General features: G+C 72.8%; 13 protein-coding genes. 3 read left to right on the top strand and 10 right to left on the bottom strand.

What is annotated here, in order from left to right; translation table 11 throughout:
• Positions 1 to 29: 29 nt before the first annotated feature.
• From ABZ386_RS12580 to ABZ386_RS12565, 4 genes are all read right to left on the bottom strand, one after another.
• Positions 30 to 1,595 carry a serine/threonine-protein kinase gene (locus tag ABZ386_RS12580; protein WP_358964708.1) on the bottom strand — a complete coding sequence of 522 codons (1,566 nt, stop codon included), beginning with the start codon at positions 1,593 to 1,595 and terminating at the stop codon, positions 30 to 32.
• Positions 1,592 to 2,371, bottom strand: a complete 780-nt coding sequence (locus ABZ386_RS12575) for a serine/threonine protein kinase (protein ID WP_355728432.1) — start codon at positions 2,369 to 2,371, stop codon at positions 1,592 to 1,594. Before ABZ386_RS12575 ends, ABZ386_RS12580 begins: the two co-directional genes overlap by 4 nt.
• Before the next feature lie 127 nt (positions 2,372 to 2,498).
• Positions 2,499 to 3,233, bottom strand: a complete 735-nt coding sequence (locus tag ABZ386_RS12570) for a class I SAM-dependent methyltransferase (RefSeq protein ID WP_358964707.1) — start codon at positions 3,231 to 3,233, stop codon at positions 2,499 to 2,501.
• A 48-nt stretch (positions 3,234 to 3,281) separates the two neighbouring features.
• Entirely contained in the window at positions 3,282 to 4,181 is a 900-nt protein-coding gene (locus ABZ386_RS12565) for a hypothetical protein (RefSeq protein WP_358964706.1), read from the bottom strand.
• Between the two features lie 357 nt (positions 4,182 to 4,538).
• On the opposite strand from ABZ386_RS12565, the gene ABZ386_RS12560 reads away from it, so the two are divergent.
• The gene (locus ABZ386_RS12560) at positions 4,539 to 4,988 is read left to right on the top strand and encodes a spore-associated protein (RefSeq protein ID WP_351333187.1); all 450 of its coding nucleotides are present in this window, start codon (positions 4,539 to 4,541) and stop codon (positions 4,986 to 4,988) included.
• A gap of 92 nt (positions 4,989 to 5,080) precedes the next feature.
• On the opposite strand, the gene ABZ386_RS12555 is transcribed toward ABZ386_RS12560, so the two are convergent.
• Genes ABZ386_RS12555 through ABZ386_RS12530 form a run of 6 tightly spaced genes read right to left on the bottom strand, consistent with a single transcriptional unit; the run spans position 5,081 to position 10,422 of the window.
• Complete coding sequence (locus ABZ386_RS12555; RefSeq protein WP_358964705.1) at positions 5,081 to 6,067, bottom strand: ABC transporter substrate-binding protein; 987 nt, start codon at positions 6,065 to 6,067, stop codon at positions 5,081 to 5,083.
• A gap of 38 nt (positions 6,068 to 6,105) precedes the next feature.
• Positions 6,106 to 6,870: an amino acid ABC transporter ATP-binding protein gene (locus ABZ386_RS12550; protein WP_358964704.1), complete on the bottom strand. Its 765-nt coding sequence runs from the start codon at positions 6,868 to 6,870 to the stop codon at positions 6,106 to 6,108.
• A complete protein-coding gene (locus ABZ386_RS12545) occupies positions 6,867 to 7,832 on the bottom strand; it encodes an amino acid ABC transporter permease (RefSeq protein WP_358964703.1) in 966 nt (321 codons plus the stop codon). Before ABZ386_RS12545 ends, ABZ386_RS12550 begins: the two co-directional genes overlap by 4 nt.
• 3 nt (positions 7,833 to 7,835) lie before the next feature.
• On the bottom strand, positions 7,836 to 8,786 hold the full coding sequence (locus ABZ386_RS12540) for an ABC transporter substrate-binding protein (protein WP_358964702.1): 951 nt from the start codon (positions 8,784 to 8,786) through the stop codon (positions 7,836 to 7,838).
• Positions 8,783 to 9,298, bottom strand: a complete 516-nt coding sequence (locus ABZ386_RS12535; protein WP_358964701.1) for a GNAT family N-acetyltransferase — start codon at positions 9,296 to 9,298, stop codon at positions 8,783 to 8,785. The genes ABZ386_RS12540 and ABZ386_RS12535 overlap by 4 nt, the downstream gene beginning before the upstream one ends.
• Positions 9,295 to 10,422, bottom strand: a complete 1,128-nt coding sequence (locus ABZ386_RS12530) for an LLM class flavin-dependent oxidoreductase (protein WP_358964700.1) — start codon at positions 10,420 to 10,422, stop codon at positions 9,295 to 9,297. The genes ABZ386_RS12535 and ABZ386_RS12530 overlap by 4 nt, the downstream gene beginning before the upstream one ends.
• A 590-nt stretch (positions 10,423 to 11,012) precedes the next feature.
• Here ABZ386_RS12530 and ABZ386_RS12525 point away from each other — a divergent pair.
• Together ABZ386_RS12525 and ABZ386_RS12520 are read left to right on the top strand one after the other, a co-directional pair.
• On the top strand, positions 11,013 to 12,020 hold the full coding sequence (locus tag ABZ386_RS12525) for an amino acid ABC transporter permease (RefSeq protein ID WP_358964699.1): 1,008 nt from the start codon (positions 11,013 to 11,015) through the stop codon (positions 12,018 to 12,020).
• Positions 12,017 to 14,041 (top strand): FAD/NAD(P)-binding protein, encoded by a 2,025-nt coding sequence (locus tag ABZ386_RS12520; protein WP_358964698.1) that lies wholly within the window; start codon positions 12,017 to 12,019, stop codon positions 14,039 to 14,041. The genes ABZ386_RS12525 and ABZ386_RS12520 overlap by 4 nt, the downstream gene beginning before the upstream one ends.
• Positions 14,042 to 14,124: the final 83 nt, after the last annotated feature.

The raw sequence follows: 14,124 nt of genomic DNA, 5'->3' as shown, positions 1-14,124 counted from the left end.
GCTCCGCCTCCCGCTCGCGTTCGTGCGCGTCAGCGCTGGTACTCGGCGAGGTAGCGCAGCACCTTGTCGACGTGCGGCCGCACCCGTTCCGGGACGCCGCCCTCCTCGATGACCGTGCGGTCGCTGGTGCGGTAGCCCGCCGCGACCAGCGCGGGCAGGTCCTTCTTCGGCAGCCCGGCTCCCTTGAAGCGCTGGTCGAGCCAGCACACGTAGCCGCTCATGGTGGAGATCGCGTCCGGCGGCGACATGTGGTCCTTGTCGCCGTCGCCGTCCCCGTCCACCGCCCAGGCGTTGAACACCGACGGCGTCCACATGGCGATGCCGTACTCGTCGCTCTCCGGGCGGGCGGCCTTCGCGTCGAAGCCGCTCTCGGCCTTGAGCATCGCGGCGAGCAGGGCGGGGGTGATCTCCTCGTCGGTGCAGCGGTGCGCGGCGCGGGTGATGACGGGACGCAGCGCCTCGGGCACGTCGGAGTCCGCCGGGATCTCACCGGGGGCCGGGCGGGGCGTGCCGGTGACGGCGGCGGGGGCGGTGGGGGCGCCCCGGCCGCGGTCGTCGTCCCCGGTGTCGCTGTCCGGGCCGTACAGGGCCGTCCCGGCGAGTGCGGCTGCGGTCAGGACGGCGAGCCCGGCCGCGGCGGCCGGCAGCAGGCGTCGCCGGCGGGGGCGGGGACAGCCGGTCAGTGCCTCCACCCGGGCGGCGACGCTGCCCGCCGTGTGCGGCAGGCGGGCGGTGTGGTCGGGTGCCAGGCAGTCGGCGATCAGCCGGCGCAGGCCGTCGTCGAGGCCGGCGTCGAGCCGCAGGGGTGCGGTGCCGCGGGCGTAGGCCTGGGCGGCGAGCGAGCGGGCCCGGGCCGTGGCGCCCGGGAAGGGGTGGAGGCCGCCGGTGAGGACCTGGTGGGCGAGGACGCCGAAGGCCCAGATGTCGGCGGTGGGCCGGACGACGGCGCCCTGGGTGCCGGTGCGCTGGGACCACCACTCGGGCGGCAGGTGGTCGAGGGTGCCGAGCGGCGGCAGGTGGGCGTGGGTGCCGTCGAGTTCGGCGGCCAGTCCGAAGTCCGCGAGCCACACCTGCCCGTCCGGGCCGAGCAGGACGTTGGCGGGTTTGAGGTCGCCGTGCACCCAGCCGGCGGCGTGCATGTGGGCGAGGCCGGCGGCGACTCCGCGCAGGACGCGGTCCGCGCCGTCGATGGGCCGCCCCGGGCCGGTGGCGTCGAGTACGTCCTTCAGGCTGGACTCGGCCCGGTCCATGACGAGCGCGATCGCCCCGTCCAGGGCGGGCAGTCCGGGTGCCTCGACGGTGCACACGGCGTGGGTGCGGACGAGGTGCGGGTGGTCGGCCTCCGCGCTGAACCGGACCTCGCGGGCCACGAGTTCGCCGAGCGCGGCACGCTGCCCGGGGCCCAGGGCGCCGGTGGGGAGCACCTTCACCGCGACGGGCGTGCCGTCGGCGACCGTGCGGGCCTCGTGGACGGTTCCCCAGCCGCCGGAGCCGATGACCGCGCCCACTTCCCAGTCCTCGATCCGGAAGCCCTCCGGGAGGCGGGGCCGGGGCGTCTCCAGGTCGTCCTCGTGGACATCGGGTCGGGAGGTCATGCGCCGGCCTCCTGCGGGGCGAGACGGCCGGCGCCGCGGCGCGGCAGCAGGCCGAGGTGCTCTTCGCGCACCAGGCCGAAGCGCAGGGCGACGGAGGCGAGCCGGGCGCGTTTGGCGCCGGCCCCGGTGGCCGTCTCCTCGCCGAGGTCCAGGCGCAGTTTGGCGAAGGCGAGGTAGTCGATGTGGTAGTTGACCGCGGATCGGGTGAGGTCGCGGCAGGACTCCAGGGGGCGCAGCCGCTCCACGATCTGGCCGACCCCGGGCAGCGCCGAGTCGGAGGGGTCGCGCAGCCGCGGTTCGCACAGGGCCACCAGGACGAGGAAGTACTTCGACGTGGGGTCGAGGGCGAAGGGGTGGACGGTCTGTTCCCCGCCGCCGGGCGCGGATTGCTCGCCGAGGTAGGCGTGCTGGGGTGCGAACACCTTGAAGGCGGCGGTGCCGGACAGGGCGGGGAGCACCACGCGGGAGAACTCGAAGGGCACGGGCGCGCCGAGCCGCCCGGGGGCGACGGTGAGGTACTCGCCGGCTCCCTCCAGGTTCTCCACCACGTACGACACGCTGCGGCTGAAGTTGGACAGCCGCCAGTAGTCCCCGGCCGCTTCCAGTTGCCCGGCCCGGCGGGAGATCCCGGGGTCGGCCAGGACGATGCGGACTCCCGTTCCACCGCGGCCGAAGTCCGCGACGTCGCCCGGCCCCAGGTGGATCAGTTCGGGACTGCCCGGCTCGTCCGCGTCCCAGTGCGACGGACCGGGCAACTGCACGATGATGGTTTCCACGCGGACTCCCCCGCTGCTGACGCCCCCGATTTGGTCGCGAGGATTGTACGGGCGGATTCCGCTTGCCACGGAGCCGATCGGGCCGTCTCAGCGGCGTTTCCTCACGCCGCTTCCTCAGGCCACTTCCTCAGGCCGGTTCCGCACGCCGCGCGACGAACACGTACTCCCGGCCGGGACGGTCGGGTGCGTCGCGCACGTCGTCCACCGCGTAACCCTGGGCGGCCAGTTCGGCCTCGACCTCCTCGCGCTCGCGGAAGCGCAGCGTCGACTCGGAGGTCAGCACCTGGCCGTCCGCGGCGAACGCGTACGTCCACCGGAACGTCACCAGCGGCCCGCTCACGTCGAGCAGTTCGACCCAGGACTCGACGCCGCCGACGCCGGGGACGTCCGTCACGGTGTACGTGTCCTCGCGGTTCCACTCCTCCCAGGCGCGGCGGGCCGGTATCCGGGTCTCGAACACCAGGCGGCCGCCGGGCCGCAACGCCGCTCGTGCCCCGCGCAGGGTGCGCCGCCAGTCCTCGGGGCCGACGATCTCCTGGGCGGCGTTGCCCGTCAGCGTCGCGAGGTCGGCGGCGAGCGGCGGGAGCGCCGTCGCGTCGCCGTGGAGCCACCGCACCCGCTCGGCGCCCGGCTTGCCGCGTGCCACGTCCAGGGAGGCCCGGGCCGGATCGACCCCGACGACCTGGACGCCGCGTGCGGCGAGCAGCAGCGCGAACACGCCGGTTCCGCAGCCGATGTCGAGGACTTGACGCGCCCCGAACTCCTCCGCCATGCGCAGGTACGGGTCGAGATCGCCTCGGTCGGGGTCGAGCGGGTCGTAGACCGCGGCGAGCCGCGGATGCCGGAAGCACTCGTCAGCCATGCGCCCGACGGTACGGAGGGCGGCCGCGGACGGCCACGGGTTTTCGGCTCAGCCGAGGCAGATGACGAGCAGGCAGAGTTCCTTGGACTGCGGGTCGGAGGGAGAGGTGGCGGGCGGCGTGGTGCTCGTCGCGGGCGGCGGCGTCGCCGGGGCCGCGGGCTGCTGCGTGTCCGGCTGGGTCTCGGCGGCCGGCGGTGTCGTCGGCTCGGTGACCTTCGAGACGGACGAGCCGGTGGTGCCGGTGGCCGTGTCGACGGTGCTCGGGACGGTGGTCCGCCGCTGCGGGGTCGTCAGCGGCAGCTCGCGCGGTGCGGCGGCCGCGTCCGTCCGCGGGTTCGTCGGCGTGGTGCGGGGGTCGGCCGTCCGGGCCTGCTGGTGGCGGGAGGCGCGGCTGGTGTGCGGTGGCGTGGTGGGCTGCGAGCGCGGGGTGTCGTACTGCTTCGACGTCGGCTCCGTGAACGTCGGGGCCTCTCCCCCGGTGCCGCCCATGGTGGTGTCCTCCGGCGCGGTGGCCGCGCGTACGCCGGGGGCCGCGTTCTGGTTCAGCGCGGCGACGGTCAGGCCGCCGCCGACGAGCGCGACGGCGGTGGCCACCACGGCCCGGCGCTGGTTCTTCTTCCAGCGGGCCATCTGGCGGCGCCGCGCCGCGCGCCCCTGGGGCCGTTCCTCGTAGCCCTCGGAGGTCTCGGTGCCCGGGGAGCCGTGGTCGTGGGCCGAGCCGGTGTCAGGGGTCTCCGGCGTGCCGGCACCGGTCGTCTCGTCCCACACGGTGCCGTCGTGCCACGTACCGGTGGCGGCCGGGTACTCCCATGCGGCCGGGGCGGTCGCGGGGGCCGGGCCGGTACCGCCGTCGGCGGCGGAGGGGTCGATGTCCGGGGCGTAGGCGCCGCACCCCGGGCAGACCAAGGCGCCGTTGAGGTGCCGACGGCACGAGGAGCAGTAGTCCATGTGTGGTCTTCCCGATCTGGCTGTTCCGGCGGCTCGCCGGCCGCGGCCTGGTCACGTTCGCACGTGGGATCGAGCCGTAACGCTAACGAGACTTTGGAGGGGCGGTGTGCAGCCTGTGTGTCACCCCTGCGCAGATCCTCTGGATCTCGCGTGAGCCATGGGTGACCCGGCGAGTAAAGGCGGCCGGGGCTGGGCACGCTCGCGCAGCGCCCCGAGCCCGGGCGGCTCCCCCGCCCCGAGGCTGGCGCCTCCCGTCAACTCACCTGATTTTCCCGGGAATCGACGCACAACCCTTTGGACGCGCCACGGGTCACATCATGCAGGAGCAACCACCTCGAAGAGTTGCAAGGGGGAAATATGAGATTCGCCCGTTCCGTTCTGGCCGCGTCCGCCGTGGCGGCGCTGTCGGTGGGGACCATGACCGCCCTGGCGTCGCCGGCCTCCGCGGCGCCCAACACCACGCCGCAGAAGGTCTGCGGCAGCGGCTACAAGACGGTCAATTCCGCGACCGTCGGTTCGCTGGGGACCGTTTACCTGACCTACAACGCCTCCAACGGCCAGAACTGCGTCGCGACCATCCGCAACAACCCGGGCACGGCCGTGAACATGTCCGCCTGGATCTACGTCCCGGACACCGACGAGAGCCACTACGACGAGGGCCTCTTCACGTCGTACGCCGGTCCGTCCTACGCCTACGGCAAGGGCCACTGCGTGGACTGGGGCGGCAGCATCAACAACACGTACGTCCAGGTGTACGGCTCCAACTGCGGCTCCCTGAAGGAACACCGGGTCACCTTCACCCGCTGACCCCCCTCCAGCCGGGCCACCGCACTCCCCCGCCGCGCACTCGCGGGGCAGGCGTGGTGGCCCGGTCTCCGTCGTTCCGCCACGGGCCTCGGCTACGTGCCGCTCCTGGGCAGGCCGGGCGGGTTGATCCCGGACTCGGCCACGGCCTCGTCGGACAGACCCCAGCGCCGGAGCACCTTCGCGTACGTGCCGTTGCGGATGATGTGGTCGATGGCGTCGGCGAGCGGCTCGACCAGGCCGTTGTCCTTCTTCGTGGTGGCCGCGATGAGGCCCTGGAGGGTGGCGCCGGCGCCCGAGTAGGTGCCGACGACTTCCGTCTTCCCGCTGGTGGCCGCGTGGTAGGCGGCGGTCGGGTTGGGGCCGAGGTAGAGGTCGATGCGGCCGGACTGGAGGGCCAGGTAGGTGTCGCTGTCGTTCTGGTAGTACTTGATGTCCACCGGCTTCCGCCCGGCCTTCTCGTTCTCCCTGCTCCACTCGATCAGCAGCTTCTCCTGGTTGGTGCCGCTGCCCACGGCGACCGTCCTGCCCGCGACGTCCTCCGGCCCGGTGACCTTCAGGCCGCTGCCCTTCTTCGCCTCGAAGCCCAGGTTGTCCTCGCGGTAGGGGGCGAAGTCGTACTTCTCCTTGCGTTCCTCGGTGACGGTGATGTTGCTGAATCCGACGTCGTACTTGGCGCTGTCGAGGCCGACGAAGATGTTCTCCCAGGAGACGGTGTTGAAGTGCGGCTCGAGGCCGAGGACGTCGGCGACCAGCGAGGCGAGGTCGGGCTCGACGCCGATGACGGTCTTGTTGTCGGTGGCGCGGAAGGTCAGCGGCGCGGCGGAGCCGGAGGAGTCGACGATCTCCAGGGTGCCTCTCCTGCGGATCTCCTCCGGGACCTCGGCGGCTATGGAGTCGACCTTGGCGGTGGTGACGCGGTGCTGGTCGGGACTGGTGTTGATCCTCGTCGTCCGGCCCGACGCGTCCGCGACCTCGGTCGTGCCGCCGTCGGCGGGGTCGGCGCAGGAGGCGAGGACGAGGGCGGAGGCGAGTCCGAGCACGGCCGCGGTGACGCGGCGGCGGGCGAGGATGGCGGGCACGGTGGTTCTCCTTGCGGGGGCTTCGGAGCGAGGGGCGGTCAGAGGACCTTGGAGAGGAAGGCGCGGGTGCGCTCGTGGCGCGGGTCGTCCAGCACGGCCGCGGGCGGCCCCTGCTCCACGACGACACCGCCGTCCATGAACACCACGGTGTCGGCGACCTCCCGGGCGAAGCCGATCTCGTGGGTCACCACGATCATGGTGGTGCCGGTGCCGGCCAGGTCCTTGATGACGTCGAGGACTTCACCGACCAGCTCCGGGTCGAGCGCCGAGGTGGGCTCGTCGAAGAGCAGCACCTTCGGCTCCAGCGCGAGGGCCCGGGCGATGGCCACGCGCTGCTGCTGGCCGCCGGACAGCTGCCGCGGGTAGGCGTCCGCCTTGTCGGCGAGGCCGACCCGGTCGAGGAGCCGGCGGGCCGCGCGTTCCGCGTCCCCGCGCGGGCGGCGCAGGGCGGACACGGGGGCCTCGACGAGGTTCTCCAGCACGGTCAGGTGCGGGAAGAGGTTGAAGTTCTGGAAGACGAACCCGATATGGGTGCGCTGCTTCAGGACGTCCTTCTCCTTCAGCTCGTGCAGCTTGTTCCCGGAGCGGCGGTAGCCGATGAGTTCGCCGTCGATGCCGACCCAGCCGCTGTCGACCTTCTCCAGGTGGTTGATGGTGCGCAGCAGCGTGGACTTGCCGGAGCCGGACGGGCCGAGGATCACGGTGACCTCGCCGGCGCGGACCTTCAGGTCGACGCCGCGCAGCACCTCCAGCGGGCCGAAGCTCTTGTGGACGCCGTGGACGTCGACCATGACGTCGTTCATGTCTTCTCCGTCGGTTCTCGGGTCGTCGCCGCGCGCCGCTGTGCGGCCACGAAGCGCCTGACGCGCTGGATCGGGGTGGGCGGTGGGGTGCGGTCGGCACCGCGGGCGTAGTGGCGCTCCACGTAGTACTGGACGACCGACAGCACGGAAGTGAGGACGACGTACCAGGCGGTGGCGACCAGCAGCAGCGGGATCACCCGGCCGTTGCGGCCGTAGATGACCTGCACCTGGTAGAAGAGCTCGCCGATGGACATGACGTAGACCACCGAGGTGCCCTTGAGCAGGCCGACGATCTCGTTGCCGGCCGTGGGCAGGATCGCGCGCATGGCCTGCGGCAGCACGATCCGGCGGATCTGCCGCAGCCGGGGGATGCCCAGCGCCGCGGCGGCCTCCGACTGCCCGTGGTCGACGGCGAGGACGCCGCCCCGGACGATCTCGGCGGCGTAGGCGGCCTGGTGCAGCGACAGCCCGATGACGGCGGCGCCGATGGTGCCGATGAGGGTGTTGCTGTCGACGGACCAGAACACCGAACCGAAGGGGATGCCGACCCCCAGCTCCTTGTAGAGGGCGCTGAGGTTGAACCAGAACACCAGCTGGACGATCATCGGGATGGACCGGAAGATCCAGATGTAGCTCCAGGCGACGGTCTGCAGCAGTGGGCTGCGCGAGAGCCGCATGAAGGCCAGCACGGTGCCGAGGAGGAAGCCCAGCACGGTGGCGTAGGCGGTGAGTTGGAGGGTCACCCACACGGCCTGGACGATCGTCTCGGAGAAGACGTAGGCGCGGAACACGTCCCACTCCCAGACGGGGTTCGTGGCCAGGCCGTGGGCGAACTGGGCGACCAGCACGAGCACGGCGGCGGCTGCGGCCCAGCGGGCGTAGTGGCGGGCGGGCACGACCCGCAGCGCGGCCGGGTCGCCCGCACGTTCCGTGGCCGGTGGGGTGAGGGTGTCGATGGTCATGGGTCACCTGTGCTCTGGCGGGTTGATCCGCGATGTCTCGATCGCGGAGGCGGAGGTGCCCCACTTGTCGAGGATCCGGGCGTAGGTGCCGTCCTTGATCAGCTGGTTGACGGCGGCCTGGAAGGCCTTGGTGAGCGGGGAGCCCTTCCTGAAGGCGAACCCGACGTCGAGGCGGTGGTACTCGCCGAGGAACGCGGTCCGCGAAGCGGGCTGGGCCGCCTGGTGGCGCAGGCCGTTGATGGTCGACATGATGACGTCGATGCGGCCCTGCTGGAGTGCGGTGAGGCTCGCCCCGTTCTCCGAGTAGACCTTCACGTCGTACGGCTTCCGGCCCGCCTTCGCGCACACCCCGCGCTGCGCGGTGAGGGTCGCCTCGAAGGTGGTGCCGGCGCCGGTGCCGATGGTCAGGCCGCACAGCTGGGTGAGGTCGGTGACCTTCGTCTTCAGCCCGGGGCCACCCTTGCGTACGGCGAAGCCCTGGCCGTCGTTGATGTAGGTGACGAAGTCGATGGTCTTCAGGCGTTCGGTGGTGACGCCGAAGTTGCCGGTGCCGACGTCGTACTTGCCGCTGCCGAGGGCGGGCAGGATCGACTCGAACGACGCGTCCTGGCGCCGTATGCGGACCCCGAGGACCTTGGCGACGGCGTCGGTGAGGTCGATGTCCTGGCCGGCGGGCGCCTTGTCCGGGCCGTTCGGGTAGTACGCGCCGGGCGGAGACCCGATCGAGCTGCCGACACGCAGGGTGCCGGCCTCGCGCACCCCGGCGGGCAGCAGGGCGGCGACGGAGTCCACCTTGCGTACGGCGGCGACCGGGTCGTCGGCCGGTGCGGCCCGGGCACCGGCCGCCGCGGTGTCCCCGGGGCCGGCACCGCAGGCGGTCAGCGCCGGGAGGGACAGCAGGGCGACGGCGGCGGCGCACAGCCGGGTTCTGGTCACGAAGCGCACGGAGGTCATGGGGCGGGGGCCTTTCCTGGGTGTGCCTCGGGCGTGAGGTGTTTCTCGAAGGACAGCGGGCCGATGGTCTCCGGGTCGGCGTCCGTGTCGAACAGGGGTGTGTAGCCGGTGGCCAGGTACAGACCCCGGGCCTCCGGCTGGCGCGGTCCGGTGGTCAGGTGGATCCGCCGGTACCCGCGTGCGGCCGCCTCCCGCTCCAGCAGCGCGATGACGCGCCGCGCGAGGCCGCGTCTGCGGTGGGCGGAGTGCGTCCAGATCCGCTTCAGTTCGGCCGTGGTCGCGTCGTACCGGCGGAAGGCGCCGCCTGCGACGGGCTCGCCGTGCTCCAGCAGCAGCAGGAGCAGGCCGCCGTACGGTTCGGTGAACTCCTCGTCGGGGTAGCGGGAGATCTCGGCGTGCGCGTCCTTGCCGTAGCGCGTGGAGTACTCGTGGCCGAGTTCGCGCAGCAGGGGCCGGACCCGGGGGTCGGACACGGTCACCTGAATGACCGTCAGTTCTGGTGCGGAGGTCACGCGTTCACCGCCGCGGGGGTCCGTGTGCCGCGTGCCGCGCGCTCGGCGTCGCGCTTGGCGACCTCCTCGCGGACGATCGGGATCACGTACCGGCCGAAGTCGATGGCGTCGTCCAGCAGGTCGTAGCCGCGGGCGGAGAGGATGTCGACGCCGAGGTCGTAGTAGTCGAGGAGGGCCCGGGCGACCGTCTCCGGGGTGCCGACGAGCGCGTTGGAGTTGCCCGCGCCCCCGGTCGCGGCCGCGGTCGGCGTCCACAGGGCGCGGTCGTAGCGCTCCCCCGCCTCGGCGATGGCGATCAGCCGCTGCGACCCGGTGTTCTCCGGGGCGTCGCCGCGGTGGTGCCGTACGAGCCCCGCCGCGCGCCGTTCCCGGATGGCGCCGACCGTGCGGTGGGCCTTCTCCCAGGCCAGTTCCTCGGTCGGGGCGATGATCGGGCGGAACGCGACCTGGATGCGGGGGACGTCGGTGCGGCCCGCGGCCCGCGCTGCGGCCTTCACGTTCTCGATCTGCTCGGCGGTCTTCGCGAGGGGCTCGCCCCACAGGCAGTAGATGTCGGCCTCGGCGCCCCCGGCGGCGTACGCGGCCGGTGACGAGCCGCCGAACGAGACGTCCGGGCGGGGCTGCTGGACGGGGAAGACATCGCTGACGAAGTCGTGGAAGCGGTAGTGCTCGCCCTCGTGGTCGAAGGGTTCGCGGGTGGTCCAGATCTTCTTGACGAGCCGGATGTACTCGCGGGTGCGGGCGTACCGCTCGTCCTTGGTGAGGGTGTCGCCCTCCCGGCCCTGTTCGTGGTCGTTGCCGCCGGTGATGAAGTGCACGGTCAGCCGGCCCTCGCTGATCTGGTCGAGGGTGGCGAAGGTCTTCGCGGCGAACGTCGGGTACGAGACGTTGGGCCGGTGGGCGAGCAGGATCTGCAGCCGGTCCAGCCGGCTCGCGATGTACGCGGCCGCCGGCGCCGGGTCCGGTGAACCCGAGCCGTAGGCGAACAGCACCCGGTCCCAGCCGTGCTCCTCGTGCGCGCGGGCGAGCCGGAGCGTGTACTCCTTGTCGAAGGCGGCGCCGGAGCGCGGGGTGGTTTCGGAGCCGTCGTTGGTGGCGGCGATGCCGAGGAATTCCACGGGCATGACAGTGGGGCCCCTTTCGGAAGCGACCGGACGCGGGCATGGCGGAACAGCCCTGCGTACGGGCATGGGTGAGGGAGCGTCAGGAAGACGCGGCGGTGCGGGCGTGACGACGCCGGGCGTCGGAGGAAGCAGGGGTGCGGCAGCGCGCGTGACGAAGAGAGAACTCGGCCCGCGACGGGGTCACCGAGGGAGGGAAGGGCCGGTCAGACGGCCCGCTGCCGAGTCAGGCGCAACACGCCGCGGACCACACCCGACCGAAGTCGATGTGGTCGCGCGAGACCAAGCGCTGCTGGGCGTTCATGCGATTACTTGAGCAGTACATCCTGCTCCGCGTCAAGCGTCGCCCGGATGCCGGACTGCCGTGCGCCCAGGCGTTGTTGACACATCCGCGCGGTGGGCCCGTACGATCGGTGGCGGATCGGCTCCGCCCCGCGCGGCAGCCCTCCGGCCGCGTTGAGGGACGCGGCGACGTGACGACGCCGGCTCCCGGCGGCACGCTGTCCGCGCAGTCCCCGTGCGTCTGCGCTCTGTGCGAGTGCCTCCGGGTGGTCCCCACGTCCGCGATCCCCTCGCCCCCGGAGAGCCTTCCCATGGTCACGCCTTCCGATGTCACCTCCGCCCCCGCCGCGAAAGCCCCCGAGCCGGCGGCTGCCCTCGCCCCGGACCTGCCGCGGATCGTGCCGCGCCGGCACCTCGGCCGACGGCTGACCGCCGCCGTCGCGCTGCTCGTGTTCGCGATGGTGCTCAACTCCGTCGTCCGCAACGACGCCTTCCAATGGGACGTCGTGGGCCGGTACTTCACCACCGCCGCCGTGCTCGACGGACTGCTGCTGACCCTGTGGCTGACCGGTGCCGTGATGGTGCTCGGCTTCCTGCTGGGCACCGTGCTGGCGGTGGCGCGGCTCTCCGCCAACCCGGTGCTGCGCACCCTGAGCTGGGGTTATGTGTGGGTCTTCCGCTCCACACCGCTGCTGGTGCAGCTGCTGTTCTGGTTCAACATCGGCGCGCTCTACCCCACGCTGGGTCTCGGCATCCCGTTCGGTCCGCAGCTCGTCACCGTCGAGACGGTGAACCTGCTCGGTCCCACGCTCACCGCCGTCATCGGTCTCACCCTGCACGAGGCCGCCTACGCCGCCGAGGTGGTGCGGGGCGGGATCCTCTCCGTCGACCCGGGGCAGACCGAGGCGGCGCAGGCACTGGGCCTGAGCCGGCACCGCACCCTGCGGCGCATCGTCATCCCCCAGGCGATGCGCTCCATCGTGCCGGCCGCCGGGAACATGCTGATCGGCACGCTCAAGGGCACCAGCATCGTCAGCGTGCTGGCCGTGCACGACCTGCTGTACTCGGCGCAGCTCATCTACCACCAGACCTATCAGGTCATCCCGCTGCTGATGGTCGCCACCCTCTGGTACGTCGCCGTCACCAGCCTGCTCAGCGCGGGTCAGTACCACGTCGAGCGGTACTACGCGCGCGGCGCCTCCCGTGCGCTGCCGCCCACCCCGCTGCAGCGGCTGCGCCGCCGGATCTCCGCCGTACGCGTCCGGTGGGGCGCGGTGACGGCCGCCGACGCCCGTCCCGCGATCGGCGGTGACCGGTGAGCGGCGTCCCCTCCGCGGCCGTCCTGGTCGTCGTCGGCGCGGGCCCGCGGGCCACCGGCCTGCTGGAGCGGGTCGCGGCCAACGCCCCCGAACTCTGGGACGAAGGCCGGGAGTTGCGCATCCATCTGGTGGATCCGTATCCGCCCGGCCCCGGCCGGATCTGGCGGCACGATCAGTCGCCCCTGTTGCGGATGAACTCCATGGCGGAGGACGTCACCCTGTTCACCGACGAGTCCTCCACCATCGAGGGCCCGGTGCGGCCCGGCCCCTCACTCGCCGAGTGGGCCGCCCAGCTCTCCGGCCGGGGCCCGCGCTTCACGCCGCATGCCGAGCCCGCCGACCCGGACGTGCTCGCCGAACTGCGCGCGCTCTCGGGATGCGACTTCGCCACCCGCCGGGCCCAGGGCGCCTATCTGGACTGGGTGTTCCGCCGGGCGCTGGCCGAACTGCCGCCGTCCGTCACCGTCGAGTGGCACCGCACCACGGCGACGGCGGTCACCGGCCCCCCGGACGGCCCGCAGCGGGTGCGCCTGGCCGACCGCGCCACCCCGCTCACCGCCGACCTGGTGGTGCTCACCCAGGGCCACCTCGGCGCCGCACCGGACGCCCGGCATCGCGACCACGCCGCGTTCGCCCGCCGCCACGGCCGCTTCCACCTCCCGCCGGAGTTCTCCTCCGACGCCGACCTGTCGGCACTGCGGCCCGGCGAACACGTCCTCGTGCGCGGCTTCGGGCTGGCGTTCATCGACCTGATGTCCCTGCTCACCGAGGGCCGCGGCGGCACGTACCGCACCGAGTCCGACGGCTCCCTCACCTACCTCGCGTCCGGCCGGGAGCCCGTCCTGCACGTGGGATCCCGGCGCGGGGTGCCGTACCACTCCAAGACCCGGTACCGGCTCCAGGGCCCCCGGCCCGCGCTGCCGCGGCACTTCGGCCCCACGGCGGTCGACGCCCTGCTCGCCGAGGGCCGCCCGCTGGATCTGCGGCGCGACGTGTGGCCCCTGATGGCCAAGGAGATCGGGTTCGGCCACTACCACGAGCTGTTCCACGCCCATCCCGAGCGCACGACCCTGCCCTGGCCGGACTTCGCCGCCACCTACGACCGGCTCGACTGGTACTCCGAGGCCATGACCGCCCTGGTCGCCGACGCCGTGCCCGGCCCGGCGGACCGGCTGGACCTGGAGGCGCTCGACCACCCCCTGGACGGCGTTTCCTTCCCCACCCCGCACGCCTTCCAGGACCATCTGCGCGACCACATCGCCCAGGACGTCGCCCGCCGCGAGGACCCGGAGTTCAGCGCCGACCTCGGCGCGTTCCTCGCCCTGCTCTCCGTCTACGGCCAACTGCCCCGCCTCGTCGCCTCCGGCCGCCTCACCGCCCGCTCGGTCGCCGAGGACCTCGACGGCTGGTGGCACGGCTTCTTCAGCTTCCTCGCCTCCGGCCCGCCCGGCTTCCGGCTGCGTCAGCTCCTGGCGCTGTCGCGGGCCGGTGTCGTGCGCTTCGTCGGCGCGGGCATGCGGATCGGCACCGACGAGGCCACGGGCACGTTCACCGCCACCAGCCCCACCGTCCCCGGCAGTTCCGTGCACGCCACGGCCCTCATCGAGGCGTACCTGCCCGGCCCGTCCCTGGCCCGCACCGAGGACCCGCTGCTGCGCGGCCTGTACCGGCAGGGCGCGCTCGCCGAGGAGGTCATCGCCGACCCCTCCCACACGCACCGCTCCGGTCTGCTGGCCGTCTCCGCCGACGGCCACGTCATCGACCCGGCCCTCGGCGGCCCCCATCCGCGCCGCATCGCCCTCGGCGCCCCCACCAACAGCCGGGCCGTCGCGGCGTTCGCCCGCCCCCGCACGGATGCCCCGGCCTTCCGCCAGAACGACGCGGTGGCCCGGGCGCTGCTGCGGACCTTGAGCGCCACCGAGGCCGGAACGGCGACGCGCGCGGAGGGCAGCCGGACCCTCGCGGCGTGCGCCCCATCCGATCTTCCTACTTTTCCTATCGATTTACTAGGGAAGCCTTGACGGCGTCCGACGGGGGTGCGCAGGATGATGTACATGTCCCGTACGCAGCAACGACTCGTTCGTCGTCGGCATGTCGACTTCGG

The sequence above is a fragment of the Streptomyces sp. NPDC006140 genome (assembly GCF_040628815.1).
Lineage (GTDB): Bacteria > Actinomycetota > Actinomycetes > Streptomycetales > Streptomycetaceae > Streptomyces.
This window is presented reverse-complemented; position numbering and strand designations above follow the sequence as displayed.